Raw genomic sequence first — 19,730 nt, 5'->3', positions numbered from 1 at the left:
CAGCCAGGACGTACGACGTCCCGGCGGACGTCATCCGACGCCGTTGTCGCAGCGACCGCTTCGGATGACGTCCGGGCGCGAGCGGGGCCGGTCAGCCCAGCGGCACGGACCAGACGAACCTGGTGCCGCGGGGCTGGTGCGGGGCCACGTCGAGGCTGCCGCCGAGGGCCGAGGCGCGACGGCGGGCGTCGTCGAGGCCGCTCTCGGCGGCGTTCTCGGGCAGGCCGGCGCCGTCGTCGCTGACGACCAGCCGGAGCTCGTGGTCGACGGCGTACAGCTCGACGGCCGCGTGATGGGCCATGGCGTGGCGGGCGACGTTCGAGACCGCCTCGCGAAGGACCGGCAGCAGGTGGTCGCGCACGGACTCCGACACCCGGGTGTCGACGGGGCCGCTCATCCGCACGGCAGGGGTGAAGCCGAGCTCCGGCACGTACTCGCGGACGATCGCGTGGACCTCGGTGCGCAGCGAGCCGGCCGGCCGGTGCTGGAGCTCGAAGATGGTCCCGCGGATGTCGCGGATGGTGAGGTCCAGGTCGGCGACGGCCTGCTCCAGCCGCCCCACCACCTCGGGGGAGGGGGCGAGCATCGCGGTGCCCTGCAGCTGCAGCCCGGTGGCGAAGAGCCGCTGGATCACGGTGTCGTGCAGGTCGCGGGCGATCCGCTCGCGGTCGGAGATGACGGCGAGCTCCTCCCGGTCGGCGAAGGCCGCGACCCGGTCCAGCGCCAGTGCGGCCTGGTCGGCGAAGGAGACCAGCAGCTCGCGCTCCTCGTAGTCGTGCGGGGCGAGGTCCCGCTCGAACAGCGCGACCAGGCACCCGCGCTCGGCCAGGTGGGCCCGCAGCGGGATCGTGACGGCGTTCAGCCCGCTGGTCCGCAGCTCGACGACCTCCTCGATGGGGGTACGCCGCATGGTGGCTGTGACGCTGTCCAGCGCGCCGGTCACCCGCGCGGCATCCACGGGGAGGGCGGAGACGATCCGCGCGGAGCCGTCGTCGAAGCTGACCACCGCCGCGGCGACGGCCCTGGACACCGTCCGGACGGTCTGGGTGATGAGCTGCAGCGCGGTCTCGACCTCGATGGGCGGCTGCAGCGCGTCGGCGAGCTCCGCCGACGCCTCGAGCCACTGGCGTCGGCGCTCGCTGAGCCCGTAGGCGCGGGCGTTCTCGATGACGAAGCCGGCGGCCGTGGCCAGGCCGCGCACCAGCAGCTCGTCCTGCGCCGTGAACGCCGTGCCGCCGGCCTTCTCGGTCAGGTACAGGTTGCCGAAGACGGTGCCGCGGATCCGGACCGGCACCCCGAGGAACGTCGTCATCGGGGGATGGTTCGGGGGGAAGCCGTAGGAGCTGGGGTGCGCCGAGAGGTCCTCGAGCCGGATCGCCTCGGGGTGCTCGATCAGCAGCCCGAGGATGCCGTGGCCACGGGGGAGGTCGCCGATCAGCTCACGCTGGCGCGGGCTCATCCCGGTGGTCACGAAGTCCACCAGGTTCTCGCCGTCGGGACCGATCACCCCCAGCGCGCCGTACCTCGCGCCGGTGAGCTCGGTCGCGGAACGGACGATCCGGGCCAGGACCGCATGCAGGTCGAGGTCCGAGGAGATCGCCATCACGGCTTCCAGCAAGGCCTGGGCAGGCCCCGGCAGTGCCGGATCCGGCTCGGTCGTCACGGCAGCATTCTGGCGCATGGAGGCGTCGCTGGCGATGCCGATGTGGGCGGTCATCGGGGACTCCGGAGCTGTCGTGGGATGCCGGCGTTGAGGGGGAGGCCGATGGCCAGGCGGGCCTTGATGTCGACCAGCACGCACCCGTCAGGCGTGACGACGACCGGGTTGAGGTCGAGCTCGGCGAGCTGGGGCACGTCGGTCGCCAGGGCGCCCAACGCCTCCACCAGGCGGGCCAGTGCCTCGACGTCGCCGCGGGGGGCGCCCCGGTAGCCCTCCAGCAGCGGCCAGATGCGCAGCGAGCGCAGGGCGCGGCCCGCGTCGGCCCGGCTCACCGGGGGCACGAGGAAGGCGCGGTCGTTCCACAGGTCGGTCGCGACTCCGCCCGCGGCGACCATCACCATCGGTCCGAAGCCCGGGTCCCGCACCACCCCGAGTGCCACCTCGACGCCGGGGACGACCGGCTGGACGAGCACCGGTACGTCGTCGTGGCCGAGCTCCTCCTCGAACGCGCGGGCCGCGGCGAGCACCTCCATGCCCGACTGCAGGCCCACCCGGACCAGCCCCCGGTCGGTCTTGTGGACCACCCGCGGGTCGGCGACCTTGACCGCCACCGGGAACCCGAGCCGGGTGGCCGCCGAGGAGGCCGCCAGCGGGCTGTGCACGAGGGTGCCGACCGGCAGCAGGCCGTAGGGGCCGAACAGGTCGGAGACCTGCTCGACGTCCAGCCAGCCACCCTCGGGCTCGGTCTGCGCGACCAGCTCTTCGGCGCGCCGACGCGCCCGCACCGCGACCTCCTCGTCGGTCGCGTCGGGCTCCTCGTGCGGGACGCGCAACCACGCGGCGTACGCACTGACGCGTCCGAGCGCGCGCACCGCCGCACTCGCCGAGCGCAGCACCGTGATGCCGGGCAGCGCGGCGCGCGGCGCGTCCACGCCGCCCATCGGGACCAGCAGCATCGGCTTGGCCGGGTGCGCCGCGCGGCACCTCGCCAGCGCCTCGAGCACCGGCGCCGGGTCGGTGACGTTGGTGCGGACCAGGACCACGACCAGCGCGTCCACCTCCTCGGAGGAGAGCAGCGCCTCGGTGATGGCGGCGACGTCCTCGTCGGAGGCCCCGGCGCCCGCGTCCACCGGGTTGCTGGTGCCCGCGGTGCCGGTCACGTGCTGCGAGATCCGGTCGCGGAGGGCGGGCGAGAGCTCCGGCACGACGAGTCCGCAGCCGTCCGCCTCGTCGGCGGTGAGGACGCCGAAACCCCCGGCGTTGCTGACGATCGCCAGCCTCGGCCCGAGGGGCAGGTCCTGCTCGGCCAGCAGCAGCGCGGCGTCGGCCATCTCCTCGGCGCTGCGGCAGCCGATCACCCCGGCCTGCGCGAACAGCGCGTCGACGCCCACCCCGGGGGTGGTGGCGGCGGCCGTGTGCGAGGCGCCCGCCCGTCGCCCGCCCGTGGAGCGGCCGCCCACCACCGCCAGCAGCGGCTTGCGCTCCGCGAACCGACGCGCCACCCGGGCGAACTTGGGTGCGTTGCCGAAGGACTCGAGGTAGAGCGCCGCCGCGCTGACGCGGGGGTCGTCCCGCCACGCGGCGAGCAGGTCGTTGCCCGAGACGTCGGCCTTGTTGCCGAGGGACACGAAGCAGCCGACGCCCAGGCCCAGCTCGCGGGCGACGTCGATCATCGCGATGCCCACGCCGCCGGACTGGGAGGCGATCGCGAGGCCGCCGGGCGGTGGCACGGCCGGGCTGAACGTCGCGTTGAGCCGTACGTCCGGGTGGTTGGACATCAGGCCCAGGCAGTTGGGGCCCACCAGCCGCATGCTGTGGTCGCGGGCGACCCGGAGCATCTCCCGCTGCATCTCGTGGCCCGCGCCGCCCATCTCGTCGAAGCCCGAGGAGATGACCACTGCCGAGGAGGCGCCGGCGGCCGCGGCGTCGCGGATGGTGTCGAGCACCCGGTCGGCGGGCACGGCGACGACCACGAGGTCGAGGTGCCCGGGCACGTCCGCCAGGCGCGGGTACGCCGTCACGCCGTCGACCGCGTCCGCCTCCGGGTGCACCACGCACAGCTCGCCGGTGAAGCCGCCCTCGCGGATCGAGTGGAGCACCGCCGCGCCGACGCCGGTGCCGTTGCGCCGGGCCCCGGTGACGGCGACGGTCCGGGGGTAGAGCAGCGGGGCGAGCGAGCGGGCCTCCGAGCGGAACTCCCGCTCGTCGGCCGCGGCCACGGCGCGGGCCGATGCCGTGGTGCCCATCTCCACGTGGACGGTGCCCTCCTCCGTGTGCCGAGTGATCTCGAACCCGGCGTCCAGGAAGACGTGCAGCATCGGGCTGTTCTCGGCCAGCACCTCGGCCACGAAGCGGCGTACGCCCTGGTCCCGCGCGGCGGCCGCGAGGTGCTCCAGCAGCAGGCTGCCGACGCCACGGCCGCGCAGCGAGTCGGCCACGAGGAAGGCCACCTCGGCCACGTCGGGGCCCACCCGCTCGGCGGTGGCGAGGGCAACGATGCGACCGTGCACCGTCGCCACCAGGCTGGCCATCGTCGTCGCGCCGCCACCCTCGAAGAGGTGCGCCACGTAGTCGAGCCCCGCCCGGCGGCTGGTCGCGAAGAACCGCAGCCGCAGGCTGGCGGCCGACACCGACTCGTGCAGCGCCTCCAGACCGGGGCGGTCGTCGGGCCGCATCTCACGGATGACCGCGACCGTGCCGTCGGCGAGCAGCACGTCGGCGGCGGGCAGGCCGCTCGTGCGCACGCGCGTCTCAGCGGACGCAGGGATCGCGATCATGCGGCCCACCCTCCGCGAAGGGGGGAACCGTCCACAGGGTCGTTGTGCCCCGGGCCCAAGGCCGTCGGGCCCTGCCCGGCCAGGGGCCTGCGGAGTGTGCTGGAGCCAAGTGCGGAACCGGATCCTGGAGGACCGATGCTGGTGCGCGAGCTGATGACGAGCCCAGCCGTGACCGTGCGTCCCGACGCAACGGTCAAGGAGGCCGCCCGGCTGCTCACCGAGCACGGCATCACGGCGATGCCGGTCGTCGACGAGCGGGGCGCGCTGGTCGGCGTGGTGAGCGAGGCGGACCTCATCCGGGACACCGTCATGCCGGACCCGCGGGCGCACGAACGGCCGGTGCAGCTCGCGTCCGGTGTGTTCGGCACCCAGGTCTCCGACGTGATGAGCCACTTCCCGCTGAGCGTGCGCACCGACGGCGACCTCGCGGCCGCGGCCGAGCTGATGACCGGCACCGCCGTCAAGAGCCTGCCGGTGGTCGAGGGCGGTGTCGTCGTGGGCGTGGTCAGCCGGCGCGACATCGTCGCGGTGCTGGCCCGCAGCGACCAGCGGATCGAGGCGGAGGTCGACGAGCTGCTGCGCTCGGCCGGGGTGGAGGCCGACGTCGAGGTCTTCGACGGCGTGGTCGTGCTGGACGGCCCCGGCGAGCAGCACCAGCAGGAGATGGTCCGCGTGCTGGTCAGCACCGTGCAGGGCGTCGTGGGCGTCCGCTTCGGCCGGCGGCCCGCGCGGCGGTCCTGACCCGGACCGTCCTGGCCCGGGCTCAGACGGACCGGCGGGCCGGCATCGTGCTCAGGGCGTCCCACCCGGCGCCGACCCGGCGGCCGGACATCTCGTTCCAGCGCAGCCGCAGGTAGAGCGTGCGCGAGCCGCCGGCCCACGGCCGGGGCGACCAGACCTCGCGGATGTGGTCCAGCTCGTCCACGTCGGTGACGAACTCGCCCCGCCCGCGTGCGACGACACTCCAGCCGCGCTGGTTCTCGTAGTCGAGCTGGTCGACCTCGAAGGCCAGCGTCGTGTCCCGGCCGTAGCTGCCCAACAGGCTGTACGGCGAGGTGCGCACCACGATCGAGTCGTCCACGACCGAGTAGTTCACCGGGATGATGTGCGGTCCGGTGGGCGTGGCGATCGCGATCCGCCCGGCGACGCCGGCGCGGAGCAGTCGCTCGCACTCGTCACGGTCGAGCTCGGTGATGTCCTGCACGGAGAAGTCCTTCCGTCCGGTCCCCCTTGTACCGCCATCGTTCCGGTGCGCCCGGACGAGCGGTCAGGGTCGATGGTCCCCTCGTGGCGGCCCGTTGCGCCCTGCCCGTCGTACCCCCGGTGGGCGAGCGTGGAGGCGGCCGGACGACCGGCCCTGTGCAGCGTCCCCGGGGCGAGGGACGGACCGAACGGAGCGTGACGGCCATGGAAGGCACCACCCACGACGCCGGGGTCCCGGCCGGGACCGTCGTCGTCGGTGTGGACGGGTCGAAGTCCGCCGAGCAGGCCCTCGACTGGGCGATCGAGGAGGCGGCGCTGGAGCACCGGCCGCTGACCCTCGTGCACGCCCTCGGGCCGCTCGGCACCAGCGGGACGGCCTGGCTCGACCAGGCCGGGGTCAACCAGCGCGACATCCTGGACGCGATGCGCAACGAGGGGCAGGCGCTGCTCGACGCCGCGCGCGACCGGGCCTTCGGCAAGGCCCCCCAGCTCGTCGTGCACGAGGTGCTGCGGCTCGTCGACCCGCGCGAGGCGCTGCTGGAGCTCTCGCACGACGCCGCGATGATCGTGCTGGGCTCGCGGGGCCGCGGCCCGGTCCGCAGCCTGGTGCTCGGGTCGGTGAGCGTCGGGGTGTCCCGGCACGCCTCCTGCCCGGTGGTCATCCTGCGACCCCACCACCCGGGCGTCGTACGCCGCGGGGTGCTGGTGGGTGCCGACGGCACCGAGCGGTCCAGGCCGACGCTCGAGTTCGCCTATCGCCAGGCGTCGCTGCGACGGCTGCCGCTCACGGTGATGCACTGCTTCTGGGACGCCCACGGGGCGACGACGGGGGCGCACGTGATCCCCGACCAGGCCGAGGGGTACGACGACCAGCGGCTGCTGCTCGCGGAGTCGGTGAGCGGGATGACCGAGAAGTTCCCCGACGTGCACGTGCGCACCGAGCTGGTCCGGGGGCTGGCCGACGACCGTCTGGTGCGCGCCTCCGGCCAGATGGACATGGTGGTGGTGGGCTTCCACCACGTGGGCGCCGTCTCGGGCATCGTCTACGGGTCCGTGGCGTCGACGGTGCTCGAGCACGCCTCGTGCGTCGTGGCCGTCGTCCCCGAGCCCGAGGAGTCGAACGCCTGACCGAGGCTCAGGGCCGGACGTCGCCGCGCAGGTGCTGACCGGCCACCATCGCCACGATGTCGGACCAGGTCACCACGCCGACCACGCGGCCGTCGTCGTCGACGACCGGCAGCGCGTCCACCAGCTCGAAGATCATCAGCTCGGCCGCCTGACGGACCGGCGCCGCGTGGTGCACCCGGGGCTGCTCGGCCGGGACGTGGTCGCCGACGTGGCGGCCGCGCCGGGTGGTGCCCAGCGAGGCGAGGACGTGCTCGGCGGACAGCAGCCCGCGACAGGTGCGGTCGGGGTCCACGACGACGAGGTGGCGCAGCGAGGTGCGCAGGAACGTGTCGAGCGCGACCGACAGGTCAGCGTCGGAGCGGATCGCCACGATGCGGCGGGACATGATGTCCGCGACCAGGGTCTCGGTCGTGCCCGGCTCGGCCCGGCCGTGCAGCTGCTCGATCACAGGCACAGCGTGGACGCGGATCGGCCCGCGCGTCAGAGGACAAGGTCACCTGCGTCTGTCGTCCCGCACCCCGCTCGCGGGCTCAGCCGTGGACCACGCCGTCGACGTACACCCAGCGTCCCGCCCGCCTCTCGAAGCGGCTCCGCTCGCGGAGGACCCCGGCCCCGGCCCGGGTCTCGTAGTACGCGCCGAACTCGACCTCGCCCAGCTGGTCGTCGGGCCCACCGTCCGTCGTGCCGAGGACCTCGAGGCGGGTCCAGGTCGTGCCCGGGTCGGCGGTGAGCTGCTCGGGTCGGGTGTGCGGGTGCCAGGTGCGGAAGACGTGGTCGAGGTCGCCGACCGCGTAGGCGGAGTAGCGCGACCGCATCAGCTCCTCGGCCGTCAGCGCCTGCGCGGCGCCGCGGTGCAGGCGACCGCAGCACGCGTCGTACGTGGTGCCGCTGCCGCAGGGGCAGGGCTGCTGGAGTCGCTGCTGGGGTCGGCCGGCCACCTGCGCACCGTAACGCGGGCGTCACCTGCGTGGTTGCCCGCCTGAGTAGCGTGAAGTGGTGACCTCAGCTCCCACGATCACCACCGTCGGCGAACTCAGGGCCAGCGGGCACCAGCAGAAGACGCTGCGCCACGAGATCCGTGACAACCTCCTCGCGGCGCTGCGCGAGGGACGCGACCCGTGGCCGGGACTGCACGGCTTCGAGGACACCGTCATCCCGCAGCTGGAGCGTGCGCTGATCGCCGGGCACGACGTGGTGCTCCTCGGCGAGCGCGGCCAGGGCAAGACCCGGCTGCTGCGCACCCTGGCCGGGCTGCTCGACGAGTGGAGCCCGGTGATCGAGGGCAGCGAGCTCGGCGAGCACCCCTACGAGCCGGTCACGCACGGCTCGCAGCGCCGGGCCTCGGAGCTGGGCGACGCGCTGCCGGTGGGCTGGCGGCACCGCAGCGAGCGGTACGCCGAGAAGCTGGCGACGCCGGACACCTCCGTGGCCGACCTGATCGGCGACGTGGACCCGATGAAGGTGGCCGAGGGGCGCTCGCTGGGCGACCCGGAGACCATCCACTTCGGGCTGATCCCGCGCAGCCACCGCGGCATCGTCGCGATCAACGAGCTGCCCGACCTTGCCGAGCGGATCCAGGTGGCGATGCTCAACGTGATGGAGGAGCGCGACATCCAGATCCGCGGCTACGTGCTGCGCCTGCCGCTCGACGTCCTGGTCGTCGCCAGCGCCAACCCCGAGGACTACACCAACCGCGGCCGGATCATCACGCCGCTCAAGGACCGCTTCGGCGCCGAGATCCGCACCCACTACCCGACCGAGCTCGACGACGAGGTCGCGGTGATCCGGCAGGAGGCGACCCTGGTCGCGCACGTGCCCGACCACCTCGTCGAGATCCTGGCCCGGTTCACCCGGGCGCTGCGGGAGTCCAGCGCGGTCGACCAGCGCTCCGGTGTCTCGGCGCGGTTCGCGATCGCCGGCGCCGAGACCATCGCCGCGGCCGCCCTGCACCGCGCCACCTCCCAGGGGGAGGACGAGGCGGTCGCCCGGCCGGTCGACCTCGAGACCGCGGTCGACGTGCTCGGCGGCAAGATCGAGTTCGAGACCGGCGAGGAGGGCCGCGAGCGGGAGATCCTCGACCACCTGCTCCGCACCGCCACCGCCGAGACCGTGCGCGGCCACTTCCGCGGCCTCGACTTCGCGGTGCTGGTCAACGCGATCGAGAACGGCTCGATGGTCACCACCGGCGAGCAGGTGACCGCCCGCGACTTCCTGACCGGGCTGCCGGTGCTCGGGGAGTCGGAGCTGTACGACGACATCTGCGACCGGCTCGACGCCACCACCGACGGCCGACGCGCCGGCGCGATCGAGCTGGCCCTCGAGGGTCTCTACCTGGCCCGCAAGGTCAGCAAGGAGACCGGGGGTGGGGAGACCGTCTATGGCTAGCCCTTCGCTGGTCGAGCTCGTCGAGACCACGTCACCCGGAGCCCCCTGATGAGAGGGCACCGCTCCCGCTACGGCCGGTACGCCGGCGGCCCCGACCCGCTGGCGCCGCCCGTGGACCTCGCCGAGGCGCTGGACGCGATCGGCGAGGACGTGATGGCCGGCTACTCCCCGGAGCGCGCGATGCGGGAGTTCCTGCGCCGCGGCGGCCGCGACCAGACCGGCCTCGACGACCTGGCCCGCCGGGTGGCCGAGCGGCGCCGCGAGCTGCTGCAACGGCACAACCTCGACGGCACCCTCCAGGAGGTGCGCGAGCTGCTCGACCGGGCCCTGCTCGAGGAGCGCAAGCAGCTGGCCCGCGACGTGGCGATGGACGACGCCGACCGCGCCTTCCGCGAGATGCAGCTGGAGAACCTGCCGCCCTCGACCGCGGCCGCGGTCAGCGAGCTGTCGGACTACGACTGGTCCTCCCGGCAGGCCCGCGAGGACTACGAGAAGATCAAGGACCTGCTGGGCCGGGAGATGCTCGACCAGCGGTTCGCCGGCATGAAGCAGGCGCTCGAGAACGCCACCGACGAGGACCGCGCGGCGATCAACGAGATGCTGCAGGACCTCAACCAGCTGCTCGACGCCCACCGGCGCGGCGAGGACACCGACCAGCAGTTCCGCGACTTCATGGACAAGCACGGGGACTTCTTCCCGGAGAACCCCCAGGACATCGACGAGCTGCTCGACGCCCTGGCCCAGCGGGCGGCGGCGGCGCAGCGGATGCGGAACTCGATGACCCAGGAGCAGCGCGACGAGCTCGACGCGCTGGCCGCGCAGGCCTTCGGGTCCCCGGAGCTGATGGAGTCGCTCTCGCAGCTCGACTCCAACCTCCAGGCGCTGCGGCCGGGGGAGGACTGGGGCGGCTCGGAGCGCTTCGACGGTGAGCAGGGGCTCGGCCTCGGGGACGGCACCGGGGTGCTCCAGGACGTCGCCGACCTCGACGACCTCTCCGAGCAGCTCTCGCAGTCCTACGGCGGCGCCCGGATGGACGACCTCGACCTCGACAAGCTGTCCCGCCAGCTCGGCGACCAGGCCGCGGTCGACGCGAACACGCTCCAGCGGCTGGAGAAGGCGCTGCGCGACACCGGCTACATGAAGCGCGGCTCGGACGGCCAGCTCCGGCTCAGCCCCAAGGCGATGCGGCAGCTCGGCAAGGCGCTGCTCCGCGACGTCGCCCAGCGGATGTCGGGCCGGCAGGGCCAGCGGGACCTGCGCCAGGCCGGTGCGGCGGGGGAGCCGTCCGGGGCGACGCGCGAGTGGGCGTTCGGCGACACCGAGCCCTGGGACGTCACCCGGACCGTGACCAACGCGGTGCTCCGGTCCGTCTCGGAGGGGGTCTCGACGCGCTCGAGCGACGGGCGGACGGGCGTCCGCCTCGACATCCGCGACGTCGAGGTCGCCGAGACCGAGGCCCGCACCCAGGCCGCGGTGGCGCTGCTCGTGGACACGTCGTTCTCGATGGCGATGGACGGCCGGTGGGTGCCGATGAAGCGCACCGCCCTCGCCCTGCACACGCTGATCCGCTCGCGCTTCCGCGGCGACCACCTGCAGCTGATCGGCTTCGGCCGGCACGCCGAGGTCATGGAGATCGAGGAGCTCACCGGGCTGGACGCGATGTGGGACAAGGGCACCAACCTCCACCACGCGCTGCTGCTGGCGAACCGGCACTTCCGCAAGCACCCGAACGCCCAGCCGGTGCTGCTGATCGTCACCGACGGCGAGCCGACGTCCCACCTCGAGCCGGACGGGGAGGTCTACTTCTCCTACCCGCCGCACCCGCTGACGGTGGCGTACGCCGTCCGCGAGCTCGACAACGCCGGCCGGCTCGGCGCGCAGACGACGTTCTTCCGGCTCGGCGAGGACCCGGGCCTGGCCCGCTTCATCGACTCGATGGCCCGCCGGGTCGACGGCCGGGTGATCGCGCCCGAGCTCGACGACCTCGGCGCCGCGGTCGTCGGGTCCTACCTCGGCTCCCGGGGGCCGCGGTCGGCGATGGGCGGGCAGTACGGCGACTGGTTCGGCGGCCGGGGGTTCTGGGTCGGCGACTGAGTGAGAGGCAGGGCGATGACGACGTTCGACGAGGAGACCAGCCCGCGGGCCCGGCTCGCGGAGCCCGGCGAGGCGATCTCGTACGACGAGCTCCGGCTGGCCACGCGCAACCACGGGATGCCGCTGGAGATGCTCGACCTCGACGTCACCCCGCCCGGCCTGCACTACGTGCTGGTGCACTACGACATCCCGCTGCTCGACCCGGGGCAGTGGCGGCTGGAGGTCGACGGGCACGTCGAACGCCCGCTCAGCCTGGACCTCGCCGACCTGCTCGGCCGGCCGACGGTCACCCACCGCGTCACCCTGGAGTGCGCGGGCAACGGCCGGGCCCGCACCTCACCGCGCCCGATCAGCCAGCCCTGGCTGGACGAGGCGGTGGGCACCGCGGAGTGGACCGGCGTCCCGCTCGCGCCGCTGCTGGAGGAGGCCGGGGTGCGCGAGGGGGCCGTGGACGTGGTGTTCACCGGCGCCGACCACGGGGTCGAGCGCGGCGTCGAGCAGGACTACCAGCGCGGCATCTCCCTGGCCGAGGCGCAGTCGGACCGGCTGTTCCTCGCGCACACCATGAACGGGCAGCCGCTGCTCCCGCAGCACGGCGCGCCGCTGCGGCTGCTGGTGCCCGGCTGGTACGGCATGGCGCACGTGAAGTGGCTGGTGCGGATCACCGTCCTCGACCGTGCGTTCGACGGCTACCAGAACGCCACGGCGTACCGGATCACCCAGGACGCGGACGACCCCGGCGAGCCGGTGGACCGCATCCGGCCGCGGGCGCTGGTCCGGCCGCCGGGGTTCCCGGAGTTCCAGACCCGCACCCGCGTCGTGGACGTCGGCAGCCACCAGCTCCGTGGCCGTGCCTGGTCGGGGCTCGCGCCGGTCGACCGGGTCGAGGTCAGCGTCGACGGCGGCGAGACCTGGGCGGACGCCGAGCTGGGCCCGGCCGGGGGTGAGCACGAGTGGCGCAGCTGGTCGTGGACCTGGCAGGCCGAGGCCCCGGGACGCTACGAGCTGTGCGCACGCGCCACCGACGCCGCCGGCAACGTGCAGCCGGTGGAGCAGCGCTGGAACCGCCAGGCGATGGCCAACAACCACGTCCAGCGGGTGCCCGTGGTGGTGCGGTAGCGCTCACCAGCCGACGAGCCGCTCCCAGTTCGTGCACCACCGGGTCGACGTGGGCCGCACCCCGGCGCAGTCGGGCAGCTCCGACGGCTGCTCGAGCTCGTCGGTGGCGAGGTCGCGCACGAGCTGGTGGCGGGCGAGCTGGATCCCGTTCATGAAGAGCTCGCAGTCGCAGTAGCCGCCCAGCCGGCCCAGCCGCTCCTCGAGCCCGGTCGCCCGCGGGGACCGCAGGTCGCGGAACCGCTGCGCCCACCGCAGCGTGGTGTCACAGCCGTAGCCCTGGAGCATCCGGGCCATGTAGCAGGCCAGGCACTCGGCCGCCCCGGGCACGGTCACCGCCTCCGCGTGCGCGCGCAGGTGGGACTCGGCCTGCTCGACGGCAGTCATCTCGGTCATGGGGTTCCTCTCGTCCGGTCGGTCGACCCCGGGACCAGGTCTACCCGCCACCGCCGACAGCCGGCGGCCCGCTCCCGACCGGCCGCGACGAGTGGTCACGAACCGCCCGCCCGACGGCCGCGACCGACACTCAGGCCGGGTGCAGCAGGCCGGCCAGCTCCTCGACGCCGTCCACCAGGCGGGTGCCGGGCCGGGCCCAGGCGGCGTTGGCGTCGACGGGGTGCACCGGCACGCCCGCGGGCAGCGCTCCCGAGGTGACCAGCTCCTCGGCGAGCGTCCTCGCGCCCGCCAGGTCGTAGCCGCAGGGCGCCACCACGACGACCTCGGGCGCGGCCGCGTGCACGCTCTCCCACGTGACCCGCTCCGACTTCGCGCCGGCCCTGCCGAGCAGCGGCTCCCCGCCCGCGGCCTCGATCATCTCGGGCACCCAGTGGCCGGGCGCGAAGGGCGGGTCGGTCCACTCCAGCAGCATCACCCGCGGCCGGGGACGACCCGCGACCCGCGCGCGGACGTGGTCCAGCCGGGCCCGCAGCGCCCCGACCAGCCCGATCGCCTCGACCTCGTGACCGGTGGCCCGGCCCAGCGTGAGGATCGAGCCGAACACCTCCTCGAGCGTGTGCGGGTCGATCGTCAGCACCTCGGCCGTGCAGCCCAGGTGCGCCAGCGCGTCGTCCACCACCGAGACGTCGACCGCGCACACCGCGCACAGGTCCTGGGTGACGACGAGGTCGGCGTCCAGCCCCGCCAACGCCCCCTCGTCGAGGTGGTAGAGGTCCTCGCCGCGCGCCATCGCCGAGGTCACGAACGCGTCGATCTCCGCCGGCGCCAGCCCCTCCGGCATCGCCGAGGTCGACACGATCCGGCGGGTGCGCGCCTCGGCGGGGAAGTCGCACTCGAAGGTCACGCCCACCACGTCCGGCCCCGCGCCGATCGCGAACAGGATCTCGGTGGTCGAGGGCAGCAGGGACACGATCCGCACCCCACCACCCTAGGCACGACCCGATGCATAGGGTGGCGCGGTGGACGACCCGACCCTGACCGTGACCGTCCTGCTCGGGCTGGCGGCGCTCGCGGCGGGGTTCGTCGACGCCGTCGTCGGCGGCGGCGGCCTGATCCAGCTGCCCGCGCTCCTGCTCGGGCTGCCGGGGGCCGCGCCGGTGCAGGTGCTCGCCACCAACAAGCTGGCCTCCATCTGCGGCACCACCGTGAGCAGCGCGACGTACTACCGGCGGGTGCGCCCGGACCCGAAGACGTTCGGCCCGCTGATGCTGCTGGCGTTCACCGGCTCGGTGTTCGGCGCGCTGGTGGCGGCGCAGATCCCGAGCGAGGCGTTCGACCCGATCGTCCTGGTGGCGCTGGTCGTGGTCGGGGCGTACGTGCTGTTCAGGCCGGCGCTCGGCGACGCGACCGCGCTGCGGTTCTCCGGGCACCGGCACACGCTGGCGGCGATGCTCACCGGCCTCGCGATCGGGTTCTACGACGGCGCGCTCGGCCCGGGCACCGGCAGCTTCTTCGTCTTCACCCTGGTCGGCCTGCTCGGCTACAGCTTCCTCGAGGCCTCCGCGAAGGCCCGCCTGGCCAACTGGGCCACCAACGCTGCGGCACTGTGCGTGTTCATCCCCCACGGTGCCGTGCTCTGGAAGATCGGCCTGGTCATGGGGGTGTGCAACCTCGCCGGCGGCTACGTCGGCGCGCGTACGGCGGTCTCCCGCGGGACCCGCTTCGTCCGGGTCTTCTTCATCCTGGTCGTCTCCGCGTTCATCGTGCGGATCGGCGGCGGGATCCTGGGAGCCTGGTGATCACCCCACGAAGCCGCTCGCAGCGCTCACGCCTCCGCAGGGACCCCGAATGACCGACTCCTACCTGACCGTCGCGCGGGACGGCGAGGCCGAGATCGAGGTCAAGCGGTCGCGCTTCCTCTGCACGCTCGCGCGGGTCGAGGACGAGACGGCGGCCCGCGCGGTCGTCGACCGGCTGCGCAAGCAGCACTGGGCCGCGCGGCACCACTGCTCCGCCTTCGTGCTCGGCCCCGAGGGCGCCGTCGAGCGCTCCAGCGACGACGGCGAGCCCGCCGGCACGGCCGGCGCCCCGATGCTGGAGGTGCTGCGCGGGCGCGGGGTCAGCGACGTGGTCGCCGTGGTCACCCGGTGGTTCGGCGGCACCCTGCTCGGTGCCGGCGGGCTGGTCCGGGCGTACGGCGACGCGGTGCGGGCCGGCCTCGACGTCACCGGCACGCTGCGCCGCGACCTGGTGCGCGAGCTGACCCTCGAGCTGGGCCACGCCGACGCCGGCCGGGTCGAGAGCGAGCTGCGGGCCCGCGGCGTCGCGGTGCTGGACACGACGTACGCCGGCCACGTCACGCTGCGCCTCGGCGTACCCACCGCCGAGGTGGACCGCCTGCACGCGATGGTGGCCGAGCTGACCGGCGGCACCGCGGCGGCCGTGCCGGCGGGGGAGCGCTGGGTCGACCGCTCCTGACGCGTCGTGTGGCCGAGAGTGCGCCCGGGCGCACTCTCGACCACACGACCCGGGCGTAGATTCGGACCCATGAGCATCCCCGTGGACGTCGCCGACCTCGCGAAGGCGCTGACCGACTTCGGAGCCGGCTACCTGCTGACCGTCTCGGCCGAGGGCAGGGTCAAGGCGGTGACCGTCGAGCCGCGCGTCGAGGGCGACGTCGTGCTCGTGCCGGGCCCGGGCAAGGGGTCGACGGCCAACATCACCGCCAACCCCGACGTCACGCTGCTCTTCCCTCCGCGGGAGCACCACGGCTTCACACTGCTGGTGGACGGCACCGCCACCGTCGAGGGCGGCCCCGACGGCACGGCGCGGATCACCCCGTCGACGGCGGTGCTGCACCGGCCAGCCTCCCACGCGGACGGGCCCGCCGCGGGCGGCTGCGGGCAGGACTGCCACCCGGTCGGATGACCCCGTTCTGGGTCAGCGCGTTCCTCGACCTCGCCCCCGACGAGCACGAGCGCGGCGTCGCCTTCTGGCAGGGCGTGACCGGCTACCGTCTCTCGGAGCCGCGCGGCGAGCACGGCGAGTTCGCCACCCTGGTGCCACCCGAGGGCGACGACTTCCTGCGGGTGCAGCGGCTCGGCGGCGGCCCCTCGCGGATCCACCTCGACCTGCACGTCGCCGCCGCCCCCGCCGCGGCCGAGCGCGCCGACTCGCTCGGCGTCCGGGTGGTCCAGCGGCCCGGCGCCGGCTACGTCGTGCTCGAGTCGCCGGGCGGGTTCACGTTCTGCTTCGTCCACCACCGCTCCGCGGAGCGACCACCGCCCGCCACCTGGCCAGGTGGGCACAGCTCGCAGGTCGACCAGGTCTGCCTCGACATCCCGTCCTCGATCCACGAGCGGGAGTGCGAGTTCTGGAGCGAGGTGACCGGACTGCGCCGGCACGACCGGATCCGCAGCGACGAGTTCTCGCGCCTGGTCGGCGGGGAGCCGATGGCGGTCAAGCTGCTGATGCAGCGGCTGGACGACCCGGACGGCCCCGTCCGCGCCCACCTCGACCTCGCCACCACCGACCGGGCGGCCGAGACCGCTCGCCACGTGGGGCTCGGCGCCCGCGTGCTGGCCGACCAGGACGGGGGCTGGACCGTGCTCGCGGGGCCGGCCGGCCCGGCGTACTGCATCACCGACCGCGCGCCGGACCTCGCGCCCGTGGTGCCGGCGTAGCCGGGTCGGCCGGGCGTCAGGCCGGGTCGCACCCGCTGCCCGTGAGGCGGTAGCCGGGAGTCGTCACGTCCACCCGCGCGCTCCAGACCGCGGTCCCGTCGGACCAGCGGTACACCCCGACGACGCCGCCTGGGAGCGATGCGAACAGCGTCGCCGCGTCCGCACCCCGCAGGCACACCGCGAGCTCGCCCATCGAGCCCGCCGGGGCGGGCTGCGCCATCTGCGCGATCGGCTCGTCGAACGGCCAGGTGGCCATCGGGTAGGGGTTGGCGGCGTCCGGCCGGTGGAACAGCAGCGCGATCTCGTCGGGCAGCCACGGCTCGGGACCGGACACCAGCCCGTCGCCGTACGACGCGGGGTCGGCCAGACGGGTGGCCGCCCGCCACAGCCGCGGGAAGCGGGGTGACTCCTCCGAGCCCGAGATGCCGCCGCCCGAGCCGAGGAAGACCCCCACCGACCGGGTGTACTGCGAGACCCCGCCCTCGCCGAAGGCGCCCGGCTCCGCGTCGAGGACCCCGACCCGGCGCAGCGACCGCAGCGCCCGGTCCAGCGCCGCGTCGGAGACCTGCCAGGTCACGAAGTCGTCCCGCGTGGCCAGCACCGAGGTCTCGCCCCGCACCACGACCCGGCCGTCGGTGGACAGACTGAGCATCGGGCCGTCGTACCCGTCGTGGATCGAGATCCGGACCAGGGTGCCGTCGGCGTCCGGCTCGAAGCCCTGCCAGGCCGGCGACGCGCTCGGGGGGTCCACGGCCAGTGTGTACAGGGGACTGTCTGTCTCGCTCGGTGACGCCGGCCCCGTCGAGGACAGCCCGGTCACCGGTCCGGTCGCCGCCAGCAGCACGGCCAGCAGCCACGCCACGATTCCCCCCAGCATGAGGCGATTGTGCGGGTCGACGGGTGCTGCCGTCCCGGAAACCGCGCTTCGCACGTTGGCGCCGCGCCGACGAAGTCGGTGGTCCGGCGTCGGTGGCAACCCCTAGCGTGGCCCACATGTCCGCGATCCCAGCCGCCCCCGAACGTGTCGACCCGCCCCTGGCCGGTGACGAGAAGTCCACCCTGCTGGGCTTCCTCGACTTCCACCGCGACACGCTGCGGATGAAGACCGCCGGGCTCACCGCCGACCAGCTCAACGCCACCCACGCCCCGTCCACGATGACGCTCGGCGGGATGCTCAAGCACCTCGCGCTGGTCGAGCACTGGTGGTTCGCCTGCGTGTTCCTCGGCCAGGAGTACGCCGAGCCGTGGGACTCGATCGACTGGCGCGAGGACGCCGACTGGGACTGGCACAGCGCCGTCGACGACACCCCCGACGAGCTGCGGTCGCTCTTCGACAGGGCCTGTGCCGAGTCCGCCGCGATCGTGGCGCAGGTCGACGACTGGGGCACGCTGTCGGTGCGCTCGAGCCGGGAGGGCGACTCGTTCAGCCTGCGCTGGATCGTGGCCCACATGATCGAGGAGTACTCCCGCCACAACGGCCACGCCGACCTGATCCGCGAGTCGATCGACGGAGAGACCGGAGAGTGAACACCCGACCCGCGACGGAGGAGGACTGGCCCCGGATCTGGCCGTTCTTCGACGCCACGGTGCAGGCGGGCGAGACCTACGCCTTCCCGATGGACCTCACCCTCGAGTCCGCACGCGGCTGGTGGATGGAGCGGCCGCCCGGCGAGACCGTCGTGCTCGAGGACGACCTGCCGGGAGCCGGGCCGAGCATCCTCGGCAGCGCCAAGATGGGCCCCAACCGGCCCGGGCACGGGGACCACATCGGCACCGCGTCGTTCATGGTGGCGCCGCAGGCGCGGGGCCGCGGCGTCGGTCGGGCGCTGGGGGAGCACGTCGTGCAGTGGCACCGCGACCGGGGTTACCGCGGCATCCAGTTCAACGCGGTGGTGGAGACCAACACCGCTGCGGTGCGGCTGTGGCAGTCGCTCGGCTTCGAGATCATCGGCACCGTCCCCGGCGCCTTCCGCTCACCCGCGCACGGGTACGTCGGCCTGCACGTGATGTTCCTGCCGCTGGTCTGAGCCCGCGGCCGCGCAACGTCATTCGGTCCGGTCGTCGGGGAACCACCTCGTACGACGTCGCGCGGCGTGATGGAATCCGCCCGTGAACCTCGGGGACGTGCCACGACTGGTCTGGGTGCTGGCGGCGGGGAGGTTCGTCAGCTCGACGAGCTCGTTCCTGATGCTGTTCCTGACCCTTTACCTGACCGGGCCGCGCGACCTGCCGGTCACGACCGCCGGGCTGGTCGCGGGTGGCTACGGGGTGGGGATGCTGGTCGGCAACTTCACCGGCGGGCGCTGGGGCGACCGGTTCGGGCACCGGCGCGCGCTGATCCTCTGCTCGAGCGTGGCCGGGCTGGGGGTCGCGGCGGTGCCGTGGCTGCCGGTGGGGGTGCTCGCCGTGGCCCTGCCGGTCCTCGCCTACCTGGCCGCCACGGCCTCGGTCTCCAACGGGGCGCTGGCCGCGCTGGCGGTGGCGCGCGGCGACCGGCGTACGTCGGTGGCGATCAGCCGGGCCGCGTCCAACGCGGGCTTCGTGATCGGGCCGCCGCTCGGCGCGCTGATCGTGGCGCAGAGCTACGAGGCGCTGTTCGTGATCGACGGGCTGATGACGCTCGCGGTGCGCTTCGCGGTCGCGCCGCTCCTGCCCCGCCACGAGCCGCACCTCGGCATCGGCCGCGAGGGTCCGAGCCTGTGGCGGGCGCTGCGGGCCGACCGCGGCCTGATGTCGCTGCTGCCGGCGGTCGTCCTGGTCGACCTCGTCTACCGGCAGCTCTACACGACGCTCCCCATCCACCTGCGCGACGAGGGCCAGCCGGTCGCGCTCTACACCGCACTGGTCGCGATCGGCTCCGGGCTGATCCTGGCGCTGGAGATCCCGGTGGCGCTGCGGCTGCGCCGGTTCTCGTCGTACCCGATCATCGCCACCGGCTACGCCCTGGTCGGCGTCGGCTTCGCGCTGTTCGGGCTGCCCGTCTCCGCGGCCACGGCGGTGCTGGCCATGGTGGTGCTCACGGCCGGCGAGATCCTCTACAAGACCACCGCGACCGCGCACGTGCTCGACGCGGCGCCCGACCACCTGGTGGGGCAGTACCAGGGCCTCTACACCGGCGCCGCGACCAGCGGCACCATGCTCGCCGCGCCGCTCGGCACCGCCCTGTACGCCGTCGCGCCCGGCCTGCTGTGGCCCGCCTGCGGGGTGGCCTCGTTGCTGGCCGCGGCGATGGTGCTGTCCTCGCGCCGGGTCGCGCCCCGCGAGGTCGCGCGGGTCGAGGCGTAGGGC

20 protein-coding genes are annotated in these 19,730 nt (G+C 74.1%); 12 read left to right on the top strand and 8 right to left on the bottom strand.

What is annotated here, in order from left to right:
* Window positions 1–91 precede the first annotated feature (91 nt).
* Window positions 92–1,717, bottom strand: coding sequence for a GAF domain-containing sensor histidine kinase (locus ABD268_RS07295; protein WP_344149584.1), 1,626 nt, complete (start codon window positions 1,715–1,717; stop codon window positions 92–94).
* Window positions 1,714–4,437: a bifunctional acetate--CoA ligase family protein/GNAT family N-acetyltransferase gene (locus ABD268_RS07290; protein ID WP_344149582.1), complete on the bottom strand. Its 2,724-nt coding sequence runs from the start codon at window positions 4,435–4,437 to the stop codon at window positions 1,714–1,716. The genes ABD268_RS07295 and ABD268_RS07290 overlap by 4 nt, the downstream gene beginning before the upstream one ends.
* Before the next feature lie 135 nt (window positions 4,438–4,572).
* On the opposite strand from ABD268_RS07290, the gene ABD268_RS07285 reads away from it, so the two are divergent.
* Window positions 4,573–5,178: a CBS domain-containing protein gene (locus tag ABD268_RS07285; RefSeq protein ID WP_344149580.1), complete on the top strand. Its 606-nt coding sequence runs from the start codon at window positions 4,573–4,575 to the stop codon at window positions 5,176–5,178.
* A gap of 22 nt (window positions 5,179–5,200) precedes the next feature.
* Here ABD268_RS07285 and ABD268_RS07280 read toward each other — a convergent pair whose 3' ends face one another.
* Window positions 5,201–5,641, bottom strand: coding sequence for a pyridoxamine 5'-phosphate oxidase family protein (locus ABD268_RS07280; RefSeq protein WP_344149578.1), 441 nt, complete (start codon window positions 5,639–5,641; stop codon window positions 5,201–5,203).
* A gap of 203 nt (window positions 5,642–5,844) precedes the next feature.
* Here ABD268_RS07280 and ABD268_RS07275 point away from each other — a divergent pair, with 203 nt between their 5' ends.
* Window positions 5,845–6,768, top strand: coding sequence for a universal stress protein (locus ABD268_RS07275; protein WP_344149576.1), 924 nt, complete (start codon window positions 5,845–5,847; stop codon window positions 6,766–6,768).
* 7 nt (window positions 6,769–6,775) lie between these two features.
* Here the strand turns inward: ABD268_RS07275 and ABD268_RS07270 are convergent, their stop codons facing one another.
* Window positions 6,776–7,216: a CBS domain-containing protein gene (locus ABD268_RS07270; protein WP_344149574.1), complete on the bottom strand. Its 441-nt coding sequence runs from the start codon at window positions 7,214–7,216 to the stop codon at window positions 6,776–6,778.
* Window positions 7,217–7,298: 82 nt separating this feature from the next.
* Window positions 7,299–7,706 (bottom strand): YchJ family protein, encoded by a 408-nt coding sequence (locus ABD268_RS07265; RefSeq protein WP_344149572.1) that lies wholly within the window; start codon window positions 7,704–7,706, stop codon window positions 7,299–7,301.
* Between the two features lie 58 nt (window positions 7,707–7,764).
* Here ABD268_RS07265 and ABD268_RS07260 point away from each other — a divergent pair, with 58 nt between their 5' ends.
* Genes ABD268_RS07260 through ABD268_RS07250 form a run of 3 tightly spaced genes read left to right on the top strand, consistent with a single transcriptional unit; the run spans window position 7,765 to window position 12,366 of the window.
* Window positions 7,765–9,153 carry a magnesium chelatase ATPase subunit I gene (locus ABD268_RS07260; protein WP_344149570.1) on the top strand — a complete coding sequence of 463 codons (1,389 nt, stop codon included), beginning with the start codon at window positions 7,765–7,767 and terminating at the stop codon, window positions 9,151–9,153.
* Window positions 9,154–9,201: 48 nt separating this feature from the next.
* Window positions 9,202–11,247 carry a vWA domain-containing protein gene (locus ABD268_RS07255; RefSeq protein ID WP_344149568.1) on the top strand — a complete coding sequence of 682 codons (2,046 nt, stop codon included), beginning with the start codon at window positions 9,202–9,204 and terminating at the stop codon, window positions 11,245–11,247.
* 15 nt (window positions 11,248–11,262) lie between these two features.
* Complete coding sequence (locus tag ABD268_RS07250; RefSeq protein ID WP_344149564.1) at window positions 11,263–12,366, top strand: sulfite oxidase; 1,104 nt, start codon at window positions 11,263–11,265, stop codon at window positions 12,364–12,366.
* Between the two features lie 3 nt (window positions 12,367–12,369).
* Here ABD268_RS07250 and ABD268_RS07245 read toward each other — a convergent pair whose 3' ends face one another.
* Window positions 12,370–12,759 carry a DUF2695 domain-containing protein gene (locus tag ABD268_RS07245; RefSeq protein ID WP_344149562.1) on the bottom strand — a complete coding sequence of 130 codons (390 nt, stop codon included), beginning with the start codon at window positions 12,757–12,759 and terminating at the stop codon, window positions 12,370–12,372.
* 130 nt (window positions 12,760–12,889) lie between these two features.
* A complete protein-coding gene (locus ABD268_RS07240; protein WP_344149560.1) occupies window positions 12,890–13,738 on the bottom strand; it encodes an ABC transporter substrate-binding protein in 849 nt (282 codons plus the stop codon).
* Window positions 13,739–13,778: 40 nt separating this feature from the next.
* Between ABD268_RS07240 and ABD268_RS07235 the strand changes: the two genes are divergently transcribed.
* From ABD268_RS07235 to ABD268_RS07220, 4 genes are all read left to right on the top strand, one after another.
* On the top strand, window positions 13,779–14,558 hold the full coding sequence (locus tag ABD268_RS07235) for a sulfite exporter TauE/SafE family protein (RefSeq protein WP_344149558.1): 780 nt from the start codon (window positions 13,779–13,781) through the stop codon (window positions 14,556–14,558).
* Window positions 14,559–14,607: 49 nt separating this feature from the next.
* The gene (locus ABD268_RS07230; protein WP_344149556.1) at window positions 14,608–15,237 is read left to right on the top strand and encodes a YigZ family protein; all 630 of its coding nucleotides are present in this window, start codon (window positions 14,608–14,610) and stop codon (window positions 15,235–15,237) included.
* A 69-nt stretch (window positions 15,238–15,306) separates the two neighbouring features.
* Window positions 15,307–15,687: a pyridoxamine 5'-phosphate oxidase family protein gene (locus ABD268_RS07225; protein ID WP_344149554.1), complete on the top strand. Its 381-nt coding sequence runs from the start codon at window positions 15,307–15,309 to the stop codon at window positions 15,685–15,687.
* Window positions 15,684–16,442 (top strand): VOC family protein, encoded by a 759-nt coding sequence (locus tag ABD268_RS07220; RefSeq protein WP_344149552.1) that lies wholly within the window; start codon window positions 15,684–15,686, stop codon window positions 16,440–16,442. Before ABD268_RS07225 ends, ABD268_RS07220 begins: the two co-directional genes overlap by 4 nt.
* Window positions 16,443–16,458: 16 nt before the next feature.
* Here the strand turns inward: ABD268_RS07220 and ABD268_RS07215 are convergent, their stop codons facing one another.
* Window positions 16,459–17,319, bottom strand: a complete 861-nt coding sequence (locus ABD268_RS07215; RefSeq protein ID WP_344149550.1) for a hypothetical protein — start codon at window positions 17,317–17,319, stop codon at window positions 16,459–16,461.
* A gap of 116 nt (window positions 17,320–17,435) precedes the next feature.
* Here ABD268_RS07215 and ABD268_RS07210 point away from each other — a divergent pair, with 116 nt between their 5' ends.
* The 3 genes from ABD268_RS07210 to ABD268_RS07200 all read left to right on the top strand — a co-directional run bounded on the left by ABD268_RS07210 (window position 17,436) and on the right by ABD268_RS07200 (window position 19,727).
* A complete protein-coding gene (locus tag ABD268_RS07210) occupies window positions 17,436–17,969 on the top strand; it encodes a DinB family protein (protein WP_344149548.1) in 534 nt (177 codons plus the stop codon).
* Window positions 17,966–18,469: a GNAT family N-acetyltransferase gene (locus tag ABD268_RS07205; RefSeq protein ID WP_344149546.1), complete on the top strand. Its 504-nt coding sequence runs from the start codon at window positions 17,966–17,968 to the stop codon at window positions 18,467–18,469. Before ABD268_RS07210 ends, ABD268_RS07205 begins: the two co-directional genes overlap by 4 nt.
* A gap of 82 nt (window positions 18,470–18,551) precedes the next feature.
* Window positions 18,552–19,727, top strand: a complete 1,176-nt coding sequence (locus ABD268_RS07200) for an MFS transporter (RefSeq protein WP_344149544.1) — start codon at window positions 18,552–18,554, stop codon at window positions 19,725–19,727.
* Window positions 19,728–19,730: the final 3 nt, after the last annotated feature.

This window comes from Nocardioides koreensis (genome assembly GCF_039531775.1).
Taxonomy (GTDB): Bacteria; Actinomycetota; Actinomycetes; order Propionibacteriales; family Nocardioidaceae; genus Nocardioides; species Nocardioides koreensis.
The sequence above is the reverse complement of the archived record's forward strand: the minus strand, read 5'-3'. Positions and strand labels throughout refer to the sequence as shown.

What these genes read in the sequence shown, in the direction of transcription:
- ABD268_RS07295 (WP_344149584.1), bottom strand. Translation starts at nt 1,717, where the DNA reads ATGACCGCCCACATCGGCATCGCCAGCGACGCCTCCATGCGCCAGAAT.
- ABD268_RS07290 (WP_344149582.1), bottom strand. Translation starts at nt 4,437, where the DNA reads ATGATCGCGATCCCTGCGTCCGCTGAGACGCGCGTGCGCACGAGCGGC.
- ABD268_RS07285 (WP_344149580.1), top strand. Translation starts at nt 4,573, where the DNA reads ATGCTGGTGCGCGAGCTGATGACGAGCCCAGCCGTGACCGTGCGTCCC.
- ABD268_RS07275 (WP_344149576.1), top strand. Translation starts at nt 5,845, where the DNA reads ATGGAAGGCACCACCCACGACGCCGGGGTCCCGGCCGGGACCGTCGTC.
- ABD268_RS07255 (WP_344149568.1), top strand. Translation starts at nt 9,202, where the DNA reads ATGAGAGGGCACCGCTCCCGCTACGGCCGGTACGCCGGCGGCCCCGAC.
- ABD268_RS07250 (WP_344149564.1), top strand. Translation starts at nt 11,263, where the DNA reads ATGACGACGTTCGACGAGGAGACCAGCCCGCGGGCCCGGCTCGCGGAG.
- ABD268_RS07245 (WP_344149562.1), bottom strand. Translation starts at nt 12,759, where the DNA reads ATGACCGAGATGACTGCCGTCGAGCAGGCCGAGTCCCACCTGCGCGCG.
- ABD268_RS07230 (WP_344149556.1), top strand. Translation starts at nt 14,608, where the DNA reads ATGACCGACTCCTACCTGACCGTCGCGCGGGACGGCGAGGCCGAGATC.
- ABD268_RS07225 (WP_344149554.1), top strand. Translation starts at nt 15,307, where the DNA reads ATGAGCATCCCCGTGGACGTCGCCGACCTCGCGAAGGCGCTGACCGAC.
- ABD268_RS07220 (WP_344149552.1), top strand. Translation starts at nt 15,684, where the DNA reads ATGACCCCGTTCTGGGTCAGCGCGTTCCTCGACCTCGCCCCCGACGAG.
- ABD268_RS07215 (WP_344149550.1), bottom strand. Translation starts at nt 17,319, where the DNA reads ATGCTGGGGGGAATCGTGGCGTGGCTGCTGGCCGTGCTGCTGGCGGCG.
- ABD268_RS07210 (WP_344149548.1), top strand. Translation starts at nt 17,436, where the DNA reads ATGTCCGCGATCCCAGCCGCCCCCGAACGTGTCGACCCGCCCCTGGCC.